General features: G+C 63.4%; 23 protein-coding genes. 4 read left to right on the forward strand and 19 right to left on the reverse strand.

Going from position 1 to position 20384, the window contains the following annotated elements; translation table 11 throughout:
* The first annotated feature begins 59 nt into the window (after positions 1-59).
* From KY494_RS24400 to KY494_RS24415, 4 genes are all read left to right on the forward strand, one after another.
* On the forward strand, positions 60-572 hold the full coding sequence (locus tag KY494_RS24400) for a Rhs element Vgr protein (protein ID WP_219888516.1): 513 nt from the start codon (positions 60-62) through the stop codon (positions 570-572).
* Between the two features lie 192 nt (positions 573-764).
* Positions 765-1259 (forward strand): TadE/TadG family type IV pilus assembly protein, encoded by a 495-nt coding sequence (locus KY494_RS24405; RefSeq protein ID WP_258194408.1) that lies wholly within the window; start codon positions 765-767, stop codon positions 1257-1259.
* Positions 1259-1840, forward strand: coding sequence for a TadE/TadG family type IV pilus assembly protein (locus KY494_RS24410; protein WP_219888518.1), 582 nt, complete (start codon positions 1259-1261; stop codon positions 1838-1840). The genes KY494_RS24405 and KY494_RS24410 overlap by 1 nt, the downstream gene beginning before the upstream one ends.
* Positions 1841-1876: 36 nt before the next feature.
* Complete coding sequence (locus KY494_RS24415) at positions 1877-3277, forward strand: vWA domain-containing protein (RefSeq protein ID WP_219888519.1); 1401 nt, start codon at positions 1877-1879, stop codon at positions 3275-3277.
* 315 nt (positions 3278-3592) lie between these two features.
* On the opposite strand, the gene KY494_RS24420 is transcribed toward KY494_RS24415, so the two are convergent.
* The 19 genes from KY494_RS24420 to KY494_RS24510 form a co-directional block, all read right to left on the reverse strand.
* Positions 3593-4525 carry a type II secretion system F family protein gene (locus KY494_RS24420; RefSeq protein WP_219888520.1) on the reverse strand — a complete coding sequence of 311 codons (933 nt, stop codon included), beginning with the start codon at positions 4523-4525 and terminating at the stop codon, positions 3593-3595.
* Positions 4526-4544: 19 nt separating this feature from the next.
* Positions 4545-5522 carry a type II secretion system F family protein gene (locus KY494_RS24425; protein WP_219888521.1) on the reverse strand — a complete coding sequence of 326 codons (978 nt, stop codon included), beginning with the start codon at positions 5520-5522 and terminating at the stop codon, positions 4545-4547.
* An 11-nt stretch (positions 5523-5533) separates the two neighbouring features.
* Entirely contained in the window at positions 5534-6919 is a 1386-nt protein-coding gene (locus tag KY494_RS24430) for a CpaF family protein (protein WP_219888522.1), read from the reverse strand.
* Positions 6916-8106: an AAA family ATPase gene (locus KY494_RS24435; RefSeq protein ID WP_219888523.1), complete on the reverse strand. Its 1191-nt coding sequence runs from the start codon at positions 8104-8106 to the stop codon at positions 6916-6918. The genes KY494_RS24430 and KY494_RS24435 overlap by 4 nt, the downstream gene beginning before the upstream one ends.
* 45 nt (positions 8107-8151) lie before the next feature.
* On the reverse strand, positions 8152-8442 hold the full coding sequence (locus tag KY494_RS24440; protein ID WP_219888524.1) for a pilus assembly protein: 291 nt from the start codon (positions 8440-8442) through the stop codon (positions 8152-8154).
* Positions 8443-8451: 9 nt separating this feature from the next.
* Positions 8452-10263, reverse strand: coding sequence for a type II and III secretion system protein family protein (locus tag KY494_RS24445; RefSeq protein ID WP_258194410.1), 1812 nt, complete (start codon positions 10261-10263; stop codon positions 8452-8454).
* 43 nt (positions 10264-10306) lie between these two features.
* Complete coding sequence (gene cpaB / locus KY494_RS24450) at positions 10307-11140, reverse strand: Flp pilus assembly protein CpaB (RefSeq protein WP_219888525.1); 834 nt, start codon at positions 11138-11140, stop codon at positions 10307-10309.
* On the reverse strand, positions 11137-12483 hold the full coding sequence (locus KY494_RS24455) for an ATP-binding protein (RefSeq protein ID WP_258194411.1): 1347 nt from the start codon (positions 12481-12483) through the stop codon (positions 11137-11139). The genes cpaB and KY494_RS24455 overlap by 4 nt, the downstream gene beginning before the upstream one ends.
* A 36-nt stretch (positions 12484-12519) precedes the next feature.
* The gene (locus tag KY494_RS24460; protein ID WP_219136050.1) at positions 12520-13140 is read right to left on the reverse strand and encodes a methyltransferase; all 621 of its coding nucleotides are present in this window, start codon (positions 13138-13140) and stop codon (positions 12520-12522) included.
* A gap of 41 nt (positions 13141-13181) precedes the next feature.
* Entirely contained in the window at positions 13182-13769 is a 588-nt protein-coding gene (locus tag KY494_RS24465; RefSeq protein ID WP_219136051.1) for a prepilin peptidase, read from the reverse strand.
* Entirely contained in the window at positions 13766-14824 is a 1059-nt protein-coding gene (locus KY494_RS24470; RefSeq protein ID WP_219888526.1) for a phosphatase PAP2 family protein, read from the reverse strand. The genes KY494_RS24465 and KY494_RS24470 overlap by 4 nt, the downstream gene beginning before the upstream one ends.
* Positions 14821-14994 carry a Flp family type IVb pilin gene (locus tag KY494_RS24475; protein ID WP_219136053.1) on the reverse strand — a complete coding sequence of 58 codons (174 nt, stop codon included), beginning with the start codon at positions 14992-14994 and terminating at the stop codon, positions 14821-14823. Before KY494_RS24475 ends, KY494_RS24470 begins: the two co-directional genes overlap by 4 nt.
* Before the next feature lie 68 nt (positions 14995-15062).
* A complete protein-coding gene (locus KY494_RS24480; RefSeq protein ID WP_096237373.1) occupies positions 15063-15233 on the reverse strand; it encodes a Flp family type IVb pilin in 171 nt (56 codons plus the stop codon).
* Positions 15234-15313: 80 nt separating this feature from the next.
* The gene (locus KY494_RS24485) at positions 15314-15460 is read right to left on the reverse strand and encodes a hypothetical protein (protein WP_157751248.1); all 147 of its coding nucleotides are present in this window, start codon (positions 15458-15460) and stop codon (positions 15314-15316) included.
* Positions 15461-15703: 243 nt separating this feature from the next.
* Positions 15704-16420 (reverse strand): response regulator transcription factor, encoded by a 717-nt coding sequence (locus KY494_RS24490; protein WP_308836398.1) that lies wholly within the window; start codon positions 16418-16420, stop codon positions 15704-15706.
* Entirely contained in the window at positions 16417-18084 is a 1668-nt protein-coding gene (locus KY494_RS24495; RefSeq protein ID WP_219136054.1) for a sensor histidine kinase, read from the reverse strand. The genes KY494_RS24490 and KY494_RS24495 overlap by 4 nt, the downstream gene beginning before the upstream one ends.
* A gap of 146 nt (positions 18085-18230) precedes the next feature.
* On the reverse strand, positions 18231-19202 hold the full coding sequence (locus KY494_RS24500) for a sensor domain-containing diguanylate cyclase (RefSeq protein ID WP_219888527.1): 972 nt from the start codon (positions 19200-19202) through the stop codon (positions 18231-18233).
* Between the two features lie 5 nt (positions 19203-19207).
* Positions 19208-19834, reverse strand: coding sequence for a chemotaxis protein CheC (locus KY494_RS24505; protein ID WP_071075909.1), 627 nt, complete (start codon positions 19832-19834; stop codon positions 19208-19210).
* A gap of 2 nt (positions 19835-19836) precedes the next feature.
* On the reverse strand, positions 19837-20205 hold the full coding sequence (locus KY494_RS24510; RefSeq protein WP_219136057.1) for a response regulator: 369 nt from the start codon (positions 20203-20205) through the stop codon (positions 19837-19839).
* Positions 20206-20384 lie beyond the last annotated feature (179 nt).

Raw genomic sequence — 20384 nt, forward strand, 5'->3', positions numbered from 1 at the left:
CACCGGCGCGGCAGGCTTGCATGCCTGCCGCGCTTTCTTCTCTTCTTCTTATGCGAGTCTTGCGCCGCCCCCTCACCATCGGCGAAACCGCCATGGCCCGCAGCGTCTTCCAGGGCGCCATCGACTACGCGCGCGTGCGCGTCGTGCGCGGCTCCTTTCTTCCTTTTGGCTTGCAGGACCAGAACACGGCGATGACGCCGCGCGGCAGCCTGCACTTCATGCCGGCCCAGTACCGCGACGATTTTTCCCGCGAAGGCAATAGCGGCAAGCTGTTCTTCATCCACGAAATGGTGCATGTGTGGCAGTACCAGCTCGGCTACAGCGTGCTGCTGCATGGCGTGCTGCTGGCGCTGCGCGGCGGCTACATCGGGCAGCGCGCCTACCGCTACGACGCGCAGGCCGGCGGCATCCTGTCCGACTTCAACATGGAACAGCAGGGCGACATCATCGCCCACTATTTCGGCGCGCGCCAGCTGGGCATTCCCGCCTACGTGGCGAAGCTGCCGCAGCTGCAGGATATCCTGCAAGGCTTCCTGATCGACCCCGCCGACCGCCGCCTGCTGCCGCGCTAATTTTATTTCCCTGCTCATTTTCGAGCGCACCTGATTTGCCCGCATTCAGACCTTGACTTTCGTCTCAGCATTACCTAAATTAAATTATACAAAGAACAATTTATTTGATTTTATTGCAACTTCGGCGCGAGACCGAGAGCAACCTGTCCAAGCGAGTAAATCATGCAGACTAGAAACAGCTGTAGGGGAAAGTTGTGTCTGAAAAAAATGCCGCGCGGCGCGGCCTTGGTGGAATTTGCCTTGATCGCGCCCATCCTCTTTTTCCTCATCGCCATGATCATGGAACTGGGGGTCATGTTCTGGGTCAACCTGACAATGCAATACGCGGTGCGCGAAGGGGCGCGCTATTCCATCACGGGACAAAGCAACCTCGACCCCGCCACGGCGAACAAGCAGCGTTACGAAGCGGTATTGCAACGAATCAAGGATAGTTCGCTGGGGCTGTATGGCATGCTCAGTCCCGTCATCGTCGTCAATGGCGTGTCGCAAACGCCATCGGCGTACAACAACAATATGTTTGGCGCCGCCGGCGACATCGTCGTCTTGCAGGTGAACTGCACCTGGCCTGTCATCACGCCCGCCTGGCGCTTGATGGCGCTGCTCAACCCCAGCCACCAGACCAGTGCCGGCTCGCGCAGCCAATACACATTCAGCGTGGCTGCCACCATGCGCAACGAGGCCTTCTGATGAAAGCGCGCAAACTGCCAATCCGGCGCCAGAAGGGTGTGGCCGCCGTGGAATTCGCTCTCGTGCTGCCATTCTTGCTGATGCTGGCCGTCCCCGTGTTCGACCTGGCGCGCATCGTGCAAGGCGACATGATCCTGACCAATCTGAGCCGCGAAGGCGCCAACCTGGCATCGCGCTCCTCGCAAGACCCCCAGACCATCATGACGGCGCTGGCCATGACGACGCCGCCGCTGGACATGGCCACCAATGGCAGCATGTACATCAGCAAGATCATGGGCAATGGCCCTGGCAAGTCGAACGTCATACTGGAACACTACCGCTGGACGAAGGGGGCGCAGCAGCCGAGCCGGGTATGGACTTGCAACAGCTGGGCCACCGATGGCAGCGGCAAGTGCAGCAACATCCCCAGCGCCGGCTCGGCCATCAATGACGCCATGAGCAACCAGCTCGCTGATGGCGAAGTGATTTATGTCGTGGAAACGCTGTACCGCTCGACCATTCTGTTTGCAGGCATGAACCTGGGCTTCGGCGCCAAAACGCCGCAGCTGAGCGGCAACCTGTACGCCAAAACCATCTTCTGACATCCGGACGCCATCAGCCGGTACCTGGAGGGCATCATGAAAAAACGTAACACGCCTGGAAAACAGGCCAAGGGACAGGTTCTGATTGTCGTGGCATTGTCGCTTGTCGTGCTGATAGGCACCGTGGGTCTGGCCATCGATTCGGGCCTGGGTTTCATTGTCCGCTCCAAGCTCAACTCTGCCGTCGATGCGGCCAGCATCGCCGCTGCCCGTTCCGTCACACAGGGCGTGGGCGAGGCCGCGCAACGGGCCAGCGCGCAGGCTGCCGCGCGGAAATTCTTTGCCGCAAATTTCCCCACCGGCTATCTGGGTGCCACGCCCAGCTTTCCCGATCCGACCATCACGTTTGACGCCGGCAAGGTCACAGTCGACGCGTCGGCCACGGCATCGGTGCCGGTGACCCTGATGCGGGTGTTGGGCTTCAATTTTCTCAATGTCAGCGCAGCGGCGCAAACCATCCGCAAGGACCTGGACCTGGCGTTTGTGATGGATACCTCGGGGTCGATGGCGTCCGTGGGGCCGACCGTGATCAGCAGTGCGAAATTGTTCCTGACCAAATTTAACAAGGATCTCGATCGAATGGCCCTGATTCATTTTTCGTATGGCGCGGTACTCGACAATACAATACGTACCAGCTCACGCGGCTTCGCCCTGAACGATACGGATGCGCCGACCGGCTCGGCGGACGGCAAGGGCATGAATACCCACATCGGCAATTACGTTTTTGACGGCTTGACCAATTCCGCCGAAGGCATGTGGAATGGGCGCAACCAGCTCAACAGCATTCCCCTGGCCCAGCGTTCCAGCCTGCGCGTCATCGTGTTTTTTTCCGACGGCACGCCGAATACCCTTTCTTCCGTTTTTACCTTCAAAAACCCTGCTGATTGCACCACGCCCGGCTCGCTGATCACGAATGATGCCGCCACCGGCACGCCGGCTGGCCTGTGGCTGATCAACATGCAGAGTTCGACGGCTGCGGGGAAGTGCTACCAGGGAAGCAATATCGTCCAAAACCTGAATGCTGCCGCCTTGCCAAAATGGTACAACGCGCACAATCTGGCCGACCAGGAGTTCGCCATTTATCCTGGCACCACGCTGCGGCCCGTGACCAACGATACCAGTACCAATGCCAAGACCTGGGTCAATGTCAACAATGCATCGCGCAACCTGCTCGAAGCGATGGCCGCCAAGGCACGCTCGGAAGGCATGTATGTATTTACTCTGGGCCTGGGAGCGCAGTTGACCACCGTCAATGGCCCCGTCGCTGGCGACACGGGCGAGAGTATCCTCAAGTGCATGGCCAACACGACCGATGCGCCATCGCGTTGCGCCACGCCGACGCAGCCGGTGGGCATCTATTGCCACGCGGCCAATGCCACCGAGCTCAAACCGTGCTTCGAGAAGCTCGCCTCGGCCATCTTGCGCATCAGCATGTAGTTGCTCGCCAGGCAGGCAACAGGGCCGGACACGCAGTCCGGCCTTTTTTTTGTGCCGATGCATGGCGCTGGTGATTGCCGGGGCAGGCAGGCGCCTTCACCGCATCAAGTACGCGCCTGCGACGCAAGCGCGCGTAGTTGGCGCCATACTGCCAAGCCGGACAGGTTGTTCGGGCTCGCCAGCGCGGCACTGGCCAGGCATGCGGTACTGCGGCAGGGGCAGGCGGCGAGAAAGGGCAGGGAGGGACGCGATGCTGGCGGGGAAGGCATTGCTCCCGGCAGTGGCTGCTGCCGGGAGTCGTAGGGAACGCTCGTCTTAATTGCCGCCAGCCATGCCTGGCAGCAGGATGCGGTAGATTTGCAGGAACGCTGGCCCCATCAGTACCACCAGCAGCGAGGGGAAAATGAAGAAGATCAGGGGAAACAGCAGCTTCAGGGCGATTTTCGCGGCTTGCTCTTCGGCCAGCTGGCGCCGTTTGGTGCGCAGCTGATCGGACTGCACGCGCAGCGAGGAGGCGATGCTGGTGCCGAAGCGTTCGGCCTGGATCAGCATGGACACCAGGGCTTCGACATCCTCGACGCCCGTGCGCAGGCCCAGGTTGCGCAAGGCGCGCTCCTTGGAATTGCCGGCGCGCAGTTCCAGTGTCAGCAAATGCAGTTCCTCGGCCAGCACCACGCATTTCAGGCTGATCTCGGCCGCTACCCGCGCCAGTGCCGCATCCATGGCCAGGCCCGCCTCCACGCAGACGGTCATCAGGTCGAGTGCGTCGGGAAACGTTTCAAAGATCTCGCGCTGGCGCAGGCGGATGCGCCGGTTCAGCCAGAGATTGGGCAGGTAGTAGCCGAGGCCGGCTGCCAACAGCAGCCACAGCAGCAAATCGATGCCGTCGTTATGTACCCCGGCCAGGCTCAGCCCGAGGAACAGCAGCACGGGCAGGGCGATGGCCAGGCCCGTCTTGGCGCCGAAGTACAGCAGGGGCGCCGACGGATGGCGCAGGCCCGCATGCATGAAGCGCAGGCGTATCCTGGACGTTTCCCAGCCGTCTTCCGGCAAGGACAGGCGGGCCAGCGGTCCGCTGAACTTGACGAAGTGCGCCAGCCATTGGCGCGCACCGCCTGGTTCGCTGGTACCCACACTGTCGAGGCGCTGGCGTAGCGGGTCGGGCATGGCCAATAGCAGCACGAACATGGCGCCGCCGAAGACGGCGATGAAGAGCAAGCCCAGAAATCCTATTTGCACGGTAGTCATGATGTTTTCTCCCTCGACACTACACCCGGATGTGGATGATCTTGCGCATGATGAGGATGCCGACCAGCATCAGCATCGCAGCACAGGCCAGCATTTTTTGTCCACCGGGATCGTCGTACAGCACGGCCAGGAAAGTCGGATTACTCAGGTGGATCACGGCCGCCGCGGCGAATGGCAGCAGCGACAGTATCCAGGCCGACAGGCGCGCCTCGGCCGACAGCACGCGCACCTGGCCCAGCAGTTTCATGCGGTCGCGGATAATGTGGCTGATGCTCTCCAGCAGTTCGGCCAGGTTGCCGCCCGTCTCGCGCTGTATCAGTACGGCAATGACAAAATAACGCATGTCGGTGCTGGGCACGCGGGTGGCCAGGTTCATCAGGGCATCCGGCATGGCGATGCCGAAATTGACTTCGTCGAAGGCGATGCGAAATTCCTCGGCCAGCGGCGCGTTCATTTCATCGCCGACCATTTTCAGTGCCGTGGGAAAGGCATGGCCGGCGCGCAGTGCGCGGCTCATCAGGTCGAGCGCGTCGGGCAGCTGCATGCCGATGCGCAGCAGGCGGCGCGCCTTGGCCCGTTCGATGTAGTACAGGGGCAGCAGGGCGCAGGCGGCCGCCACCAGCAGGCGCAGCAGCCAGGGCAGGTTGATGAAGCTGATGGCCACCAGGGCGACGAGGAAGGTCAGCAGTACCAGCATGGCCCATTGCGCCACGCTCCATTTCAGGCCCGACTGCTCCAGCAGGCGGTCCAGGGCATGCACGCGCGGCACCTCCAGCAGCAATTTCTGCAGCGCCGGCGTTTCACTGAGCAGGCGCTGCTTGATCATGGTGGTGTTTTGCTCGCCCGCGTGGGCGCCGGCCGACAGCACCCGCAGCCGATGCGCCACCCGCTCCGATTCGGGGCCGCGCGCATTGTTCCAGCTGTGATACAGGCCCGTAATGAACAGCACCACGGCGAGGAAGATCAGCGCGCCGAAGACGTAATAGCCATAGTCCATGACCCTTCTCCTTAGTGGTATTGGCGGCTGGGATCGAACAGGCTTTCCGGCACGACGACGCCGAAGGCGCGCAGGCGGTCGAGGAACTGCGGCCGCACGCCGCTGGCCTGGAAGTGTCCGCTGACGGTGCCGTCCTGGGCAATGCCGGTCTGGCGAAAGGTGAAAATTTCCTGCATGGTGATGATCTCGCCTTCCATGCCGGTGATCTCCTGGATCGCCACCACCTTGCGCTTGCCATCGGTCAGGCGCGCCACCTGCACCACCACGCCGATGGCGGCGCTGATCTGCTGGCGCATGGCCTTGCCCGGCAACATCGAGGCCGCCATGCTGATCATGTTTTCCAGCCGCGTCAGCGCGTCGCGCGGGGTATTGGCGTGAATGGTGGCCATCGAGCCTTCGTGGCCCGTGTTCATCGCCTGCAGCATGTCGAGTGCTTCGGCGCCGCGCACCTCGCCCAGGATGATGCGGTCGGGCCGCATGCGCAGCGCATTGCGCACCAGCGCGCGCTGCGTCACCTCGCCCTTGCCCTCGATATTGGCCGGCCGCGTTTCCAGGCGCACCACGTGCGGTTGCTGCATCTGCAGTTCGGCCGCATCTTCGATGGTGACGATGCGCTCGCTCGTGCTGATGAAGCCGGAAATCGCGTTGAGCATGGTGGTCTTGCCGCTGCCCGTGCCGCCCGAGATCAGAATATTGACCTTGGCCTTGCCCAGGCCTTGCAGTATCTGCGCCATTTCCGTCGTCAGGCTGTGCCGTTCCACCAGGTCGGCCAGGCGCAGCGGCTGGGCCGAGAAGCGCCGTATCGACATCACCGGGCCATCGATGGCCAGCGGCGGGATGATGGCGTTGACGCGCGAGCCATCGGGCAGGCGCGCATCGACCATGGGGCTCGATTCGTCGATGCGGCGGCCCACGCGCGAGACGATCTTGTCGATGATTTTCAGCAGGTGGGCATCGTCGGTGAAGCGAATATTGCTAAGTTCTAACTGGCCATGCCGCTCGATATACACCTGGCGGTAGGTATTGACGAGTATGTCGGAAATTTCCGGATCGGCCAGCAGCGGTTCGAGCGGGCCGAAGCCCAGCACTTCATCCTGGATGTCGCGCACCAGCGTGCGCCGCTCGATGTCGTTGATGACGACATTGTCTTCATCGAGCAGGCGTCCGACGAGGGTTTTCAGGTCCTCGCGTATCTGCTCCTGCGACAGGCGCTGCATGCCCTCCAGGTCGATCCTGTCGAGCAGGGCCTGGTGCACATGCTGCTTGAGTTCGTGGTAGGCCGGATTGTCGGCGCTGCCAGCGCGGGCTGCGCCGAACGGCGCGTAGCCATTCGGCGCGGCGGCGCTGCCGAGGCGTTCACGCAGGCTGGGATGGCCGCCATGGATATCGGTACTCATGCTGTTTCCCCTCGAAGGTGAATGGGCCGGCTACGCTGGAACAGGCGCGAAAACAGGCCCGCCGGGGCGGGCGCGCGCCCGCCCGACAGCTTGCTGGCACACTCCTGCAGCGACTTGGACAGCGGGCTGCCCGGCGCCAGCTTCAACACCGGCACGCCCTGGTTGACAGAAGCGGCCGCGGCCGCGTAGTGATTCGCGATGGTATGGAAGATGCGCTGGCCATACGCCGCCTCCAGGTCGCGCAGGCGGATTTCATCGCCGCCTGCGTAGCGGTTCAGGATCAGGTGAATCTTGCTTGCCGGATACTCCAGTGACTGGAACGCCTGCAGCAGGCGCTTGCCGTCGCGGATATAGGGCAGCGTTGCCTGCATGACGGGACAGATCATGTCGGCATGGTCCAGCGCGCGCACGCTGATGGCATCGAGGCCGCGCCCCAGGTCCAGCACGATGAAATCGTACTCGCTGCGCGCCAGGTGCAGCAGCTGGTCGATGTGTTCCGGCTTCACGTCGCTGGAATGGGCCGGATCTTCGGGCGCGGCCAGGATGCTGAAATTCGGCGTCACCTGCACCATGCTGGCGGCCAGGAAGGACGCGTCGAGGCGGTGGATTTGCTGTGCCACGTGCGACAGGGTCGCCGTCGGCTTCTGGTCAGAGACAAACAGCGCCGCATCGCCGAACTGCAGGTTCAGGTCGAACAGTGCCACGCGCTGATTGTCACGCGACAGGGCATAGGCCAGGTTGGCGGCGATGAAAGTGGCGCCGCTGCCGCCCTTGCACGAGGCAAAGGCGATCACCTTGCCATTGCGCTGCACGTGCCGCGCGCTCTTGTCCTCGAGACGCTGCAGCGCCGCATTCAGGGCCGCGCCGCTGTCGGCTCGCGGCAGCACTTCGCGCACGCCGGCGCGCATGGCTTTCAGCAGGAAGTCGCTGCCCTGGTGCTCGCATTGCAGGATGATGGCCATGCCCTGCTGGCGGCTGGCCAGGCGCTCGATGCGCGCCAGGTCGGCATCGTCGATGACGGGTTGCGCCAGCAGCAGCACGTCGGGCGCCGCCATTTCGGCCGTGCCGGCAAGCCGCTCCAGGCTGCCGACGGCGCTGTCGATATCGTCGCCGGCATGGCGCTCGCGCAGCAGCGCCGCCATCCCGGCCAGTTGTTGTTCGTTACTGGAGATAATGAAAATTTTCACGGCGGGCTCCGGCTGTGGATGGGATCAAAGGGCGGGGCGGCAGTGTCAGCGTTTGCTGACGCCGATCGTCAGTACGTCGGGCAGCGGTTCGGGCGCGCTGAACGACTTCTGATACAGCTTGTAGCCGCTGATGGCGCTCCTGCCATCGAGGCCCAGCACGGGATTGGTATTGCTGGCCGCAGCGGGATACAGGATCTGCTGTTGCTTGAGCAGGGTCACCGCCTCGCCGAAATGGCTGTCGAGCACGGGAGTGGTCGTGGCGGCACAGCCAGCCAGCGATACCGCTGCGCACAACAGGCAGCGGGGCAGGGTGCGTGTGAAGGTAAAGGTTTTCATGGGGCGCTCCTATTTGAGATCATCGATGATGCTGGCCGACGGCGTGGCCGCATCGGCCTTGGGCACGGCGCGGTATTGCGGCAGGTCGTCGCTGGGCGGCGTCGGCATGGCGGGCGGCATGGAAGCCGGTGCTGGCAGCGGCGCTGGCATGGGCATCGGTGCCGGCTGCTGTATCGGCTGCGGCTGCGGCTGCGGTGCGGGCGCCCGGCCTTCCATTTTTCCCTGCAGGAAGACGTCGCCGCGCGTCGGCGGTATGTACTCGTCGGTGGGCAGCTTGTAGTCGGCCGGCAATGGCTTGACCAGGTGCGGCGTGATGATGAAGACCAGTTCCGAGCGGTCGGTCTGGAAATCCGTGCTGCGGAACAGCGCGCCCAGCACCGGCACTTCGCCCAGGCCCGGCAAGGCCTTGATATTGCTGGTGACATTGTTCTTGATCAAGCCGCCGATGGCGAAGCTCTGGCCGTCGAACAGTTGCACCGTGGTGGTGGCGCGCCGCGTGGTAAACGAGGGCAGAATGGCGGTCGTCGAGATGCCCGTGGCGGTGATGCCGATGCCTTCCTTGTTCAGGTCGGATACTTCCGGCGACACTTTCAGGTTGATGCGCCCCCCTTCGAGCACGGTGGGGGTAAATTTGACGGCCACGCCAAACTCTTTTTCTTCCAGCGTGATCGTGGGCGTGCCGCCGTTATTGGTCTGGCTGACGGGAATGAAAATCTTGCCGCCGGCCAGGAAACTGGCTTCCTGGCCGCTGATGGCCATGATGTTCGGCTCGGCCAGTACCTTGATCAGGCCATCGCGTTTCTGTGCGTCGAGATTGAAGAAGTTATTCTTGCTGGCGCCGCTCAAGCCGCTGGGATTGTTGCTGAGCAGGCTGGACAGCAGCGAATACGACCAGCTGCCGATGGTCTTGTTGATGCCCAGGCTGGCGCCCAGCTGGTCGACCAGGGTTTTCGATACCTCCGCCACTTTGACTTCCAGCATCACTTGCTGCGGCGCGGCGATGGACATCAGGTTGATCACGCGCGGCGAGGGCGCTGGTCCGCCCGAGGGGTCGGCGGGGCCTCCAGCGGCGGGCGCTGGCGCTGCGCCGGCGCCCGCCGCCGCGGCCGTGCCGGTGGCAGGACGCGAACCGCGCTGGGCATAGGCATTCGCCAGCGACATCGCCTGGTCGGCCTTGACGGTATCGCTGACCATGCCCGACAGGATCAGCGTATCGCCAGCGACCGTCACATGCAGGTCTTTCTCGTTCGGCAGCAATGCGCTCAGGCGCGCCTGCAGCAGGCTGCTGTCGATGCTGACGGACAGGTCGATGATGCTGGCCTCGTTGCTGCGGTTCCAGATGATCAGGTTGGTGGTGCCGACGGATTTTCCCAGCAGATAGACATCGGTGGTATTGAGCAGGATCACATCGGCGATGCGCGGGTCGCCCACCGAAACGCGGGCGACGGGAAACGGCAGGTGCATCAGGGTCGACTTGCCTTCGGCCAGGGCCATGTTCCGGCTGACGTCGGCGTGGCCGCCGGCCGTGTCCGGCATGGCTTGCGGCGCGATGGCCCTGGCGCGTGGTGCGCGGTGCACCACTTTCGGCGGCGGTGACATGGCCGCCGTCGAGGCGGTCGCTGTGGTCGTCGCAGAGGCGCCAGCCGTCTGCGGCTTGGCGCCCGGAGGCGTCGGCGACAGGCCGGGCGAGGCCGCTGGTGGCGCCGGCGCGGCCACTTCGCCATAGGCGGCCGGAATCAGGGCGCCGCTGGCGGCGATGGCGAGGGCCATGCGCAGGATGCGGCTCCCGTTTGCTGTGCTCAGTTTGCTCATGGTGCTCATGGCATGCTCCTCGTGGTGCGGATCGGGCAGGAATCCGCGTTGTTCAGAATTGTTGGGAACTGCGTTCCAGTCCCTTGATGACATCGACTTGCGGCCCGGCCGGCCCTTGCACCACGCGGTGGCGCACGACAGGGCGTGGTGCTGGCGCCGGTACCTGGGCGGCGACCTTGGTGTCGAGCAGGCTGGTCTTGGTGGCGCCTTCAGTGTTGACGGGTTTGTCTTCGATCTGGTTGCGCAGCACCAGCGAGAGCGTGCCGACGCTGCGCGCCAGGTCGAGCTTTTCCGCCTGGTCCGGCGTCAATTCCAGGGTCACGGCATTGACCACCTTGGGCTTGGTATCATCGCGGTTCGATTCCTGTGCGATCGCCAGCACGAGGATGCGTTCGAGGACGATCTTCGAAATGCTGGGGTCGCGTCCGCTGGCATTCTTGGTCATCTCGTCCTGGGTGTTGACGAGAATGTCGACATAGTTGCCTGGCAGGGCAAAGCCGGCCACGCCCACCACGTCATTGACGCGCACGGTCATGGCGCGCTTGCCTTCGCCGACCACGGCCGACAGGCCACCCTGGGTGCCGGGGGGCGCCAGCTTGCTCTCCATGATCGGTTCGCCGTGCTGGATGCTGGTGCGCGTGACGCGCGCGTCGAGCAGTTTCGGATCGTTGAAGGCGCCCGGCGGCAGCGCGTTGGCGGGCCAGTCGACCATGCGCACCATTTCAGGCGAGATGCGCGCGCCCAGGCTGATGTCGAGTAGCGCAACGGCCACCTTGTTGGTATTGCCCGAAGCCTGGGCATTGATCCAGCGCGCGGCCACGATGACCGCCACGAACGCCAGGATGACCGCGAAGGCCATCATCGTCAGAGCGCGTGCGTTTCTCATTTTGATACTCCTTTATGCAGGACCGATGCCGATCCGTTCTGTATGCCGGCGGAGCCGTCGGCGGCGCCGAAATAGTTGTTCCAGGCCCAGTGCAGCGCATCGGCTTCCAGGCGTGCCGGACGGCCTTCGTAGCACGCCACGTCGCACAGCTGGGACAGGATGTCGCGTGGATAGCAGGCCAGCAGCGGCCGCGCATGCTGGCCATGCAGTTGCAGCAGGTAGTGGTAGCTGGCGTGGTTGAAGACCATGCCGAATTGTTCGCAGGTGTGGCGGAACACGGTTTCGTAGTGGTAGCCGCTCAGTTCGCCGATATGGATCTTGTAGCCGATGCGGCGCAGGAAGGAGTCGTCGGCCAGCTGCCGCGGCGCCAGGTTCGAGGAAAACACCACAATGACGTCGAAGGGCACGGGAAACTTGTAGCCCGTGTGCAGCGACAGGTAATCGACGCGGCGCGACATCGGCACGATCCAGCGGTTCATCAGTTCCACGGGCGAGCAGCGCTGGCGGCCCAGGTCGTCGATGATGAAGATGCCGTTGTTGGCTTTCAGGTGCAGCGGCGCCTGGTACAGGCGGGCGCCCTGGTCGAATTGCAGGTCCAGCATGTCGAGCGTCAGTTCGCCGCCGGTCAGCACGGTGGGGCGCAGGGCACGCACCCAGCGCGGGTCGGCCGGCGGCGCGGCGTCGCTGGCCAGTGTGTGCAGCATGGGGTCGAGGAAGGGCAGCACTTCACCATCGACCATGACCGCATGCGGCAGGGCGATGGTCCCGCTGAGCAAGCCATGCAGGCGCTCGGCCAGATAGGTCTTGCCGCTGCCGGCGGGACCGTGCAGCAGCAGCGCCCGGCCCGAGTTCATGGCCGCGCCCAGTTGGTCGAGTACGGCGGTGCTGGCCACCACGGTATGAAACTGCTGCAGCACGGTTTCGCGCGTGACGTGCATGCGGGCCACGCTTTGCGCCAGCACCTGCGCGCTGTAGTCGGCCAGCGTGACCGGTGCGGGGCCGCTGTAGGCATTGCGCCGCAAATAGTCGGCGGCGCGCAGGCGTCCCTGGTCGCCCAGGTGATACTGCTGGTCGGCGTCGGTGCCGCTGTAGCCGGTGCGCTGCACCTCGCACAGTTTTTCGGCGCGCATGAAGGTCAGCAGCGGTTCGAGCACGCCGGCGCCCAGCTTCACGTGCGCCGACAGGGCCGGCAAGCCGATCTGGCCGCGCAGGAACATGACTTTCACCAGCAGTTCCACCAGGAACAAAAAGGGCAGGCCGGTCTCGGCCACATTGCGCGGCGCGCGCATCGCCGCCGGCGTGATGCTGCCGTCGGCGGGGTCTTCTGGATAGGTGTCGGGCATGATGGCTCCTTGTTGCTGGTCGATCTGGGCTGGCGATCAGAAAATGAAAGGCAGCAAGCGGTATTTCACCTGGCGCATATAGGCGCGGTAGCGCACGTCGGCAGCCAGGAAGCGCTCTTCGCGCAGCAGGCGCGCCAGTAGCAGCGACATCGTCGCGACGTAGATGAGAAGATTCGCTGTCGAGGTATTGGCCAGCACGTAGCCGGTCGTGGAAATCAGGTAGCTGGCATACAGCGGGTGGCGTACCACGCGGTAGACGCCGCGGGTCTTGATGGTGCGCTGGGCAGCCACCAGGCCGAAGCTGCGGTTCAGTGACAGCAGGCCCGTGAGCAGCAAGGCGCTGCCCGGCAGCAGCAGGTAGCGTGCATCGGCCCAGAGCGCCATGTCGGAAGGACTGAAGAAGAAAGGCGCGAAGGTGGCGCCGATGGCCAGCAGCCAGTCGCGCATGTCGGTCGAGACATTGTCCGGTGCCGTGCGGATCAGGAAAAACAGCGCGGAGACGGTTTCCGTCATGCAGAACAGCAGATAGCTCCAGTCACCGATGTGAATGTAAGCGAGCACGTGGGCATAGGCAAACACGGCCCAGATGCCCGCCATGAAGGCGTTGCCGAGCAGGCTGGCGTGCCGCGAGTGGCGCAGGGTGCTGATGGCGTTCATGATGGCGTCCCGTTCTGGTTGCGGTCATGGAGTTGCGCTGTTCAGCGCAAGCTCCACAGGTGGTTGTACGTCAGGAAAATTTGCAGGGCCGTGCCGCTGGCGATGGCAAACGCGTAGGCCAGCTTGCCGGTGACGGCAGGCGGCTCGGCCACGGTAGCGGGGCCGCCCGCGAGGCTTTGCAGCAGCGTGCCGAGCAGCATGTGATAGGCGTTTTTCAGCACCTGGCGCAAACGGCGTCCCAGCAGGGCGGCGGCGATGGCCAGCACGCCGCCAGCGAGCAAGGTCAGCAGCACCGCTTCGAGCACGGCAAGCGGCCCCAGGAAGGCGCCGCACATGGCCATCAGCTTGACGTCGCCGGCGCCCAGGGCGCGCAGCAGATACATGGGCAGCAGCAGGGCCAGTCCGGCAGCGGCGCCGGCCAGCGACTGCGGCAGGCCCAGGCCGCCAAACGGCTGCTGGAACAGGCCGGCGCCGGCCGGCAGCATGCTGTTCAGGAGCACGCCGCCCACCGTGCCCCACAGCACCAGGCGATTCGGGATGCGCCGCGTGCGCAGGTCATGCCACAGGGCAGCCCCCAGCAGGCCGGCCAGCAAGGCCAGGCACAGCAGCGAGGTCAGGGCGGCATTCATGACAGCAGCCCTCCCTTGCTCATGCATGGTGCCGCGGCGCCCACCGTGCTGACGCAGACGCCGCCGGCACGCAGCATGCGGCCCACCACATGCCAGACCAGCGCCGCGCCGGCCGCACCGACATAACCGTCGAGCGCATAGTGCCAGCCCAGGTGCACGGAGCCGAGCATGATGAACATGGCGAAAACGCTGAGGGCGATGCCGGCGGCGCGACTGACACGCCAGCCCAGCAGGGCCATCAGGACGGCGGTGGCGACATGCATGCTGGGCATGGCCGAGATGCCCAGTTCGCTGGAAGCACCCCTGCTCTGGTAGTCTTGCCACAGCATGTCTTGCACCGACAAGGCCCAGATGGGGAAGTGCTGGTTGGCTTCGTGCAGATAGGCCATCAACGGGGCGTAAGGGTCGCTGCCGTGCAAATGACCGTAGTAGCAGGGGCCGACGGAGGAAAACAGCAAGGCCGCGACGCTGCCCAGGATGATCCAGGAAAGCACAAAACTGAGCAGGAATTGCATGCGCAGCAGCGGGCGGCGCATGTCTTGCGCCAGCCAGTAGATCGTGGCATAGAACAGGAAGAACCACAGGTGGTAGCTGACGTTCAGCAGGCCCGTCATCCATGGATAGCCCAGCAGCGGTTGCAGCCATGCCCATGGCGCGGTGCCGCCATGCAGGGCGATATCCCAGGCGGACAGGCGGCTGTCCCAGGTGTAGGGGTGCAAGCGGGGAATGGCCGCTTTGAAGGCGGTGAAGCTGGCGGCAAAGATGGGAATGAGCAGCAACACGGGCAGGGCGCGCAGCAGGCGTTCCCTGCTCAGGTAGCGGCGCAGCACGTGGTAGAGATAATGGCACAGGCGATCTGGGCGCAGCATGAGCATCACATACAGGCTGTAGCCACATAGCGCAAACACGGCGCACAGCAGCGAAATGAGGAGAAAGCCGGAAAGTATCGGCACGCTGTCGCGCAGCGTGGAGAGGCTGCCAAGGAGTAATGTGACCGCGGCGGCATAGCCAAGCACGATCAGGTACAGGGGGCGATGGCTGTGCAGGGCGTTCATGATAGTGCCAGGATGATCTGGTCCTTGATATGGCCGTACATGAGCAGCACCTGGTCGCCGACCAGGCTGATGCTGGCCACCACTGCCACTGCCAGCAGACTGGCCAGCAGCGCGTATTCGATCGCGGTGACGGCTGAATCTTCATGCAGGCAGGAGAACAGGCGTTTCATGGCGTACCTCGGAAACTGGACAATTGCCAACAGCCGGGCCGCACAGGGCCAGCCCGGCTTGTGGTCTGTTACGCGGCGGGAACCAGGGCAGTAGCGACCTTGTTGAAGATGATGTTCAGGTTCGTGCCGATGAGCTTGACGGCAACAATGATCACGACGGCGATCAAGGCGGCGATCAGGCCATATTCAATGGCGGTCACGCCATCTTCTTCGCGGATAAAGTTTTTGATGAGGTTCATGACAACTCCTGGTGGTTGAAGAACTACGGTGGATGAAACGGCATTGCTGTCTTGCAGGGGTATTTCCGCGAAACGCTGCCTTACGGGCTTACTCCCAGTGCCAGCAGCCCGATGATGCAGATCACGGCCAGTAGTGCGGCGACCAGGGCATAGCGGTAGAAGGCGGCCTTTTCCTTGCCCTGCAAGTAGGCGGATAGTGATGCAGGAAGAAACTTGGCTAGGCGCATGCCGTGCTCCGTATCGTGGTGGACCGTGGCGTGTGATGTGCACCCCGGTAACACCAATATAGAAGTGGGCAGCTTGATCTACATCAGAAGAACCTCCCTTTCCGGCCGGGAGGATATGCTCGATTTTTTCGGGACAATTGTCATGGCTGGGCTTGGCACGCGCAGGCGCAGGCCGAACGCATGCCTGGCGCTACGCCGGCAAAGCGGGCGCCCTGTGAGGAGGTGCGGCTGCGGAAACGGGAATCAGCTGGCGGGCGGCAATTCGCCCAGCTGGTGCTTGCTGGCGTAGGCGTACAGTTCCAGGCGGTTGTACACGCCCAGCTTGCGGTAGATCGACGTCAGGTGGTTGCGCAAGGTGTGTTCCGAGATGCACAGCTGGTCCGCCAGCAGCTTGGTTGGCGTGCCGCTGCCGTGCACCAGCGCGGCGATGATCTTTCTTTCCTTCAAGGTCAGGCTGGCCACGGCGATGGCGTGCGCCGATGCGCCGCCCGGCTGCGTCAGCTGGGTCATCATGCGTCCCAGCATGGCTTGCTCCAGCCACAGTTCGCCATGGTAGACCTTTTCGATGGCCTTGAGCACCATCTCGGCCGGCGCATCCTTGCTGATGACCCCGCGCGCGCCTTTGAGGATGGCCTGGTCCAGCGTGGCCTGGTCGTGGCTGGCCGTCAGCACCAGCACGCGCGTGCTGCCGCACTGCGCCAGCGCGGGCAGGATGGCCAGCGAGCTGACGCCGCCCAGGTCCAGGTCCAGCACGATGACATCGGGTTGCAGCGCCAGCGCCTGTGCCAGCGCTGCTGCGCTGTCGGACGCCGTCGCGACCACGCGCATGCCCGAGTGTTCGCCGCCGATCAGCCGTTCCAGGCCCCACAGCATGGTCTTGTGGTCGTCCACCAGCATGACGCGGATGCTGGTGTGGGTGTGGACGTTGGGCAGGTGCTGGCGTTCATTCATGTCGGTCATATCGGGATCTCGATCTGCACGGAAGTATGGCCCAGGCGGCTGTGGGTGACGCGGGCGCTGCCACCGAGGGCGGCGGCGCGCTCGGCCAGCGAGTCGGGCAGGAAATCGGGCACGTGCGCGGCGGCGCATTCATTGTCGATGCTGATGTGCAGCGCGCCCTGCACGCAGGTCAGCTTGACGGCGCCGTGGCGCGCCGAGGTATGCTTGCGGATATTGCTCATGCCCTCATTGACGATCTGGAACACCTCGGCCGCCAGGCGGTCGTTGATATGCAGGTCGCCCTCGATATGCAGGGTGATGTCGATGCCATAGAATTCGTGAATTTGTGCCGCCTGACGCCGTAGCGCCACCAGCAATTCCGGCTCGCTTTGCACCTGGCCGTTCTTGAAGGTGCGCGCGTAGCTGCGCAGGTCGGCGATCACCTGACCCGACATGAGGATCAGTTTTTCCAGTTCGGGCAGCAGCGGATTGCCCGGCGTGGCTTCATTGCGCAGGGCGGCCAGGCCGTGGCGCAAGCCGATATACGGCTGCACGGCCGTGTCATGCAGATCGCGCGCGATCTTTTCGCGCTCGCGCGAGGCCGCCTGCGATGCAAGGCGGTCGAGCAGATCGATGTTTTCAATGACGGGAAACGCCTGCGCGCCGATATGGCTGAGGAAAAGGGCGTCGGTCTTGCTCATGCTGGTGGCGGAGACGATCAAGATGTGGCCCTTGCCATTGCGCAAGGGCAGTGGCGCGCTGATGAAGGCGTGCGCTTCGAGCAGTTCGGCCAGGCGGGCGCCTGCCGCGTCGTCATGCCGCAGCCAGCGCCCGCTGTGGGAATCGAGCATGCGCGCGCCGCCGGTCCACGGCAGCCAGGAGCTGACGGGCTGGTTGTACAGCGCGATTTTATCGTGCGCGAAAGCGAGCAGGGGACTGGCCGCGTCGTCGCTGAGGAGCGAGCTGGTGTGCACGACGCCCGTTGCCGTATGCAGTACGCTGCGCAGCGACCAGACGCGTGTGCCCTTGTCCTGCATGACCAGCAGGCAACTGCTGCCGTTAAAATAACTGCGGGTTTTTTCCAGCACCGAGCTAATGGTCTGGTCGACGCCAAAGCGCGGATTGGACAGCTGGCTGACATCGCGCAGCAGCGCCAGGTGGCTGCGCTGCGTGATGGCCGAGCCGCCCCAGTAGGCGATCATGTAGCCGAGCGCCAGCAGGAAGGTGGCGCGCAGCAGCAGGCGCGACAGTTCCGCATCCGTTTCGCCGAACAGGGCGGTGGCGGCGAACAGGCCGGCCGAGGCCAGGGTGATGCGCGCGCCTTCCTCGAAGCCCCGCTGGAACGACGAGGTCAGGATGGCAAAGAAAAAAAACAGGAAAAACAGGTTGTTGTGATTGCTGCTGGAGAATACGATCAGTGCATACCAGGCCACGTCCAGCCAGTACAGCAGTATATCTTCCGGCAAACTCAGGCCCAGCACGGCCAGCACATACAGCAGCAGGCTGTGCAGGGTATACGCGGAAAAGATCAGCCAGGTGATCTTGCTCAGCTTGCCGGCGCTTTCGGGGTCGATGAACAGGGTCAGCAAGGTAGCGCTCGACAGCAGCAGGCGCATGCCATTCACCATGGTCGTATCCATGCCAGCACCCGGCAAGCCGGATTTGAAGGGAGGATCGAGATTCACAAGCGCTCCTGGCCGTATCCCGCATGGGCAGGCCAGGCGCATGGATAGATACCAAAGATAAATTCTTGTTGTTGCTGCAATTAGTTACGAGTCTACGCACACGCCGTAAAGATGTCTACTGGAATCCTTTGCCGGCGTTGCATTTTCTACAATGGCTGTAGCATCACACGGTTGCGCCCGGCGCCCTTGGCCAGGTACAGGGCGCGGTCGGCGGCGCCGATCAGGGCGGAGATGGCCAGTTGCTGCTGCGGGTGCTGCGTGGCGATGCCGATGCTGACCGTGATGTGCTTGACCTCATTGCCCGTCTTGGCATGCGCAATGCGCAGCCCGGCCGCCCGTTCGCGCAGCGCCTCGGCCATGCGCAGCGCCTGCGCGGCGTCCGTGTCGGGCAAGATGGCGGCAAATTCCTCGCCGCCATAGCGTGCCAGCAGGTCGGTGGGGCGCTGCAGCATGGCGGCCAGTTCGGCTGCCACGCGGATCAGGCAGTCGTCGCCCTGCTGGTGCCCGTAATGGTCGTTGTAATCCTTGAAATGGTCAATATCGATCATCAGCAGCGACAGGGGGCTGCCCGTGCGCATGGCGCGCCGCATTTCCTTCTCGATCGCCACGTCGAAGTGGCGGCGGTTGGCAATGCCCGTCAAGCCGTCGGAAAACGTTTGCGAGCGCAAGACCATGGTCTGTTCGCGCAGCAGCTTTTCGCGACCCACGGCGATGGTGACATCATTGATCTGGATCAGGCAGTGGCGCGGCGAACCGGGTAGATTGATCGGCGTGACGGCGATCGCCTGCTGCATGCGTTCCTGGCCTTCCGCCGTGCCAGCGGCCACGCCATGCGTGTACAGGGCAAATGGCGCCTTGTGCAGGGTTTGCGACAATAGCGACTGGAAATTGTCGCGCAGGGCCTGGGTGATGGCCGAATCGATGCGCTTGTGCCGCAGTTCCGGATAGACGGCGAAGAAGTCCTGCCCCAGCATGGCGTCGGCCCGGCATGCCGAGTGGCGCGCCATCCAGTGGTTCCACAGCACGATGCGGTGCTGCTCGTCGAGCACGATGGCGCCCAGGTTGACGGCACCGAGTATGCTTTCGAGCAAGGCGAGTCGGTGTAAGGCATCCGGCATGATCGTCACGCCTGTCCCAGGACCTTGGCCAGATAGTGGCTGACCTGCTGTTTCAGGTCGTGCAAGGCGGACAGGTCGAGCACGAAGGCGACATAGCCGTGGATCTGGTGCTTGGACAGCACGAAGTCGATATGCAGCATCAGCACGACGGCTTCGTCATCGCGGCCGCCGAACGAGGACAGGATTTCCGCGCTGGTGCCCACGTGGTACAGCGGCAGCGAACCATGCAGTTCGCTGTCGAACAGGTTGGCCAGGGTGCCCACGCAGGAGTTGAGGATGATGTTGCCGATTTCGCTCATCGCCTCCTGTTCCATCTCCGTCAGTTCCTGCAGCGGCATGGCATCGCCCACCATCAGGCGCACGATTTCCAGGCTCTTGTCTTCCGGGAACATCAGGATGGCTTCGGTGGCGAAGGCGCCATCGTAATGCTGGCTGACGCCGCAGATGCGTTCGCCATCCTTCTTGCTGCCCAGCAGGGCGGCCGCGTCGGCACGGTTCAGGAACGTGATCGACGGCACCGACATGGTCACTTCTTCATTGACGATCTCGCTCATCGCGGCGGCGGCATGGCCCACCCCGATGTTGAATATCTCTACCAGGGCATCGTTTTCGAGTTCGGAGAGATTGATCATGCTCACAGTCCCAGTGATTCGATCAGCTGATGGATGCGGGTTTCCGTGATCGGTTTTTCCATGAAGCCGACGCCGAGCTCGCTGGCACGGTTGCGGATGGCGTTTTGCACATTCGCCGTGACGAGAATGATGTGCGTTTGCGGACACAGCACGCGCAATTGTTCCGCCGCCGCCACGCCGCCCATGCCGGGCATGTTGACATCCAGTAATATCAGGACAGGGTTGACTGTCTTGACTTTTTCCAGGGCTTCTTCACCCGTCGCCGCCTCAATCACTTGCCAGTCGGCATGTTTGCTGAGGATGAACTGATGCGACATCAAACGTGAAACCCGGCTGTCATCGACAACAAGTACCTGTTTACTGTGATTCATGTGCTATTCCTGAAACGTCATATCGGTCGATCATTCCATTTTCGCATATTTTAAAGGCCATAGAGAGTAATTGAATGGGGAATTGCCCTATGGCAAGGTTTTCCCGCTTAGCTGTTGTATCTCATGGCATGGTCGGTCATCATGGCCGGCTGGCCGGGCTGGCAATCCGTTAAAATAGC

Origin of the sequence: Janthinobacterium sp. PAMC25594 (assembly GCF_019443505.1) — a bacterium.
In the GTDB taxonomy this organism is placed as follows: domain Bacteria; phylum Pseudomonadota; class Gammaproteobacteria; order Burkholderiales; family Burkholderiaceae_D; genus Janthinobacterium.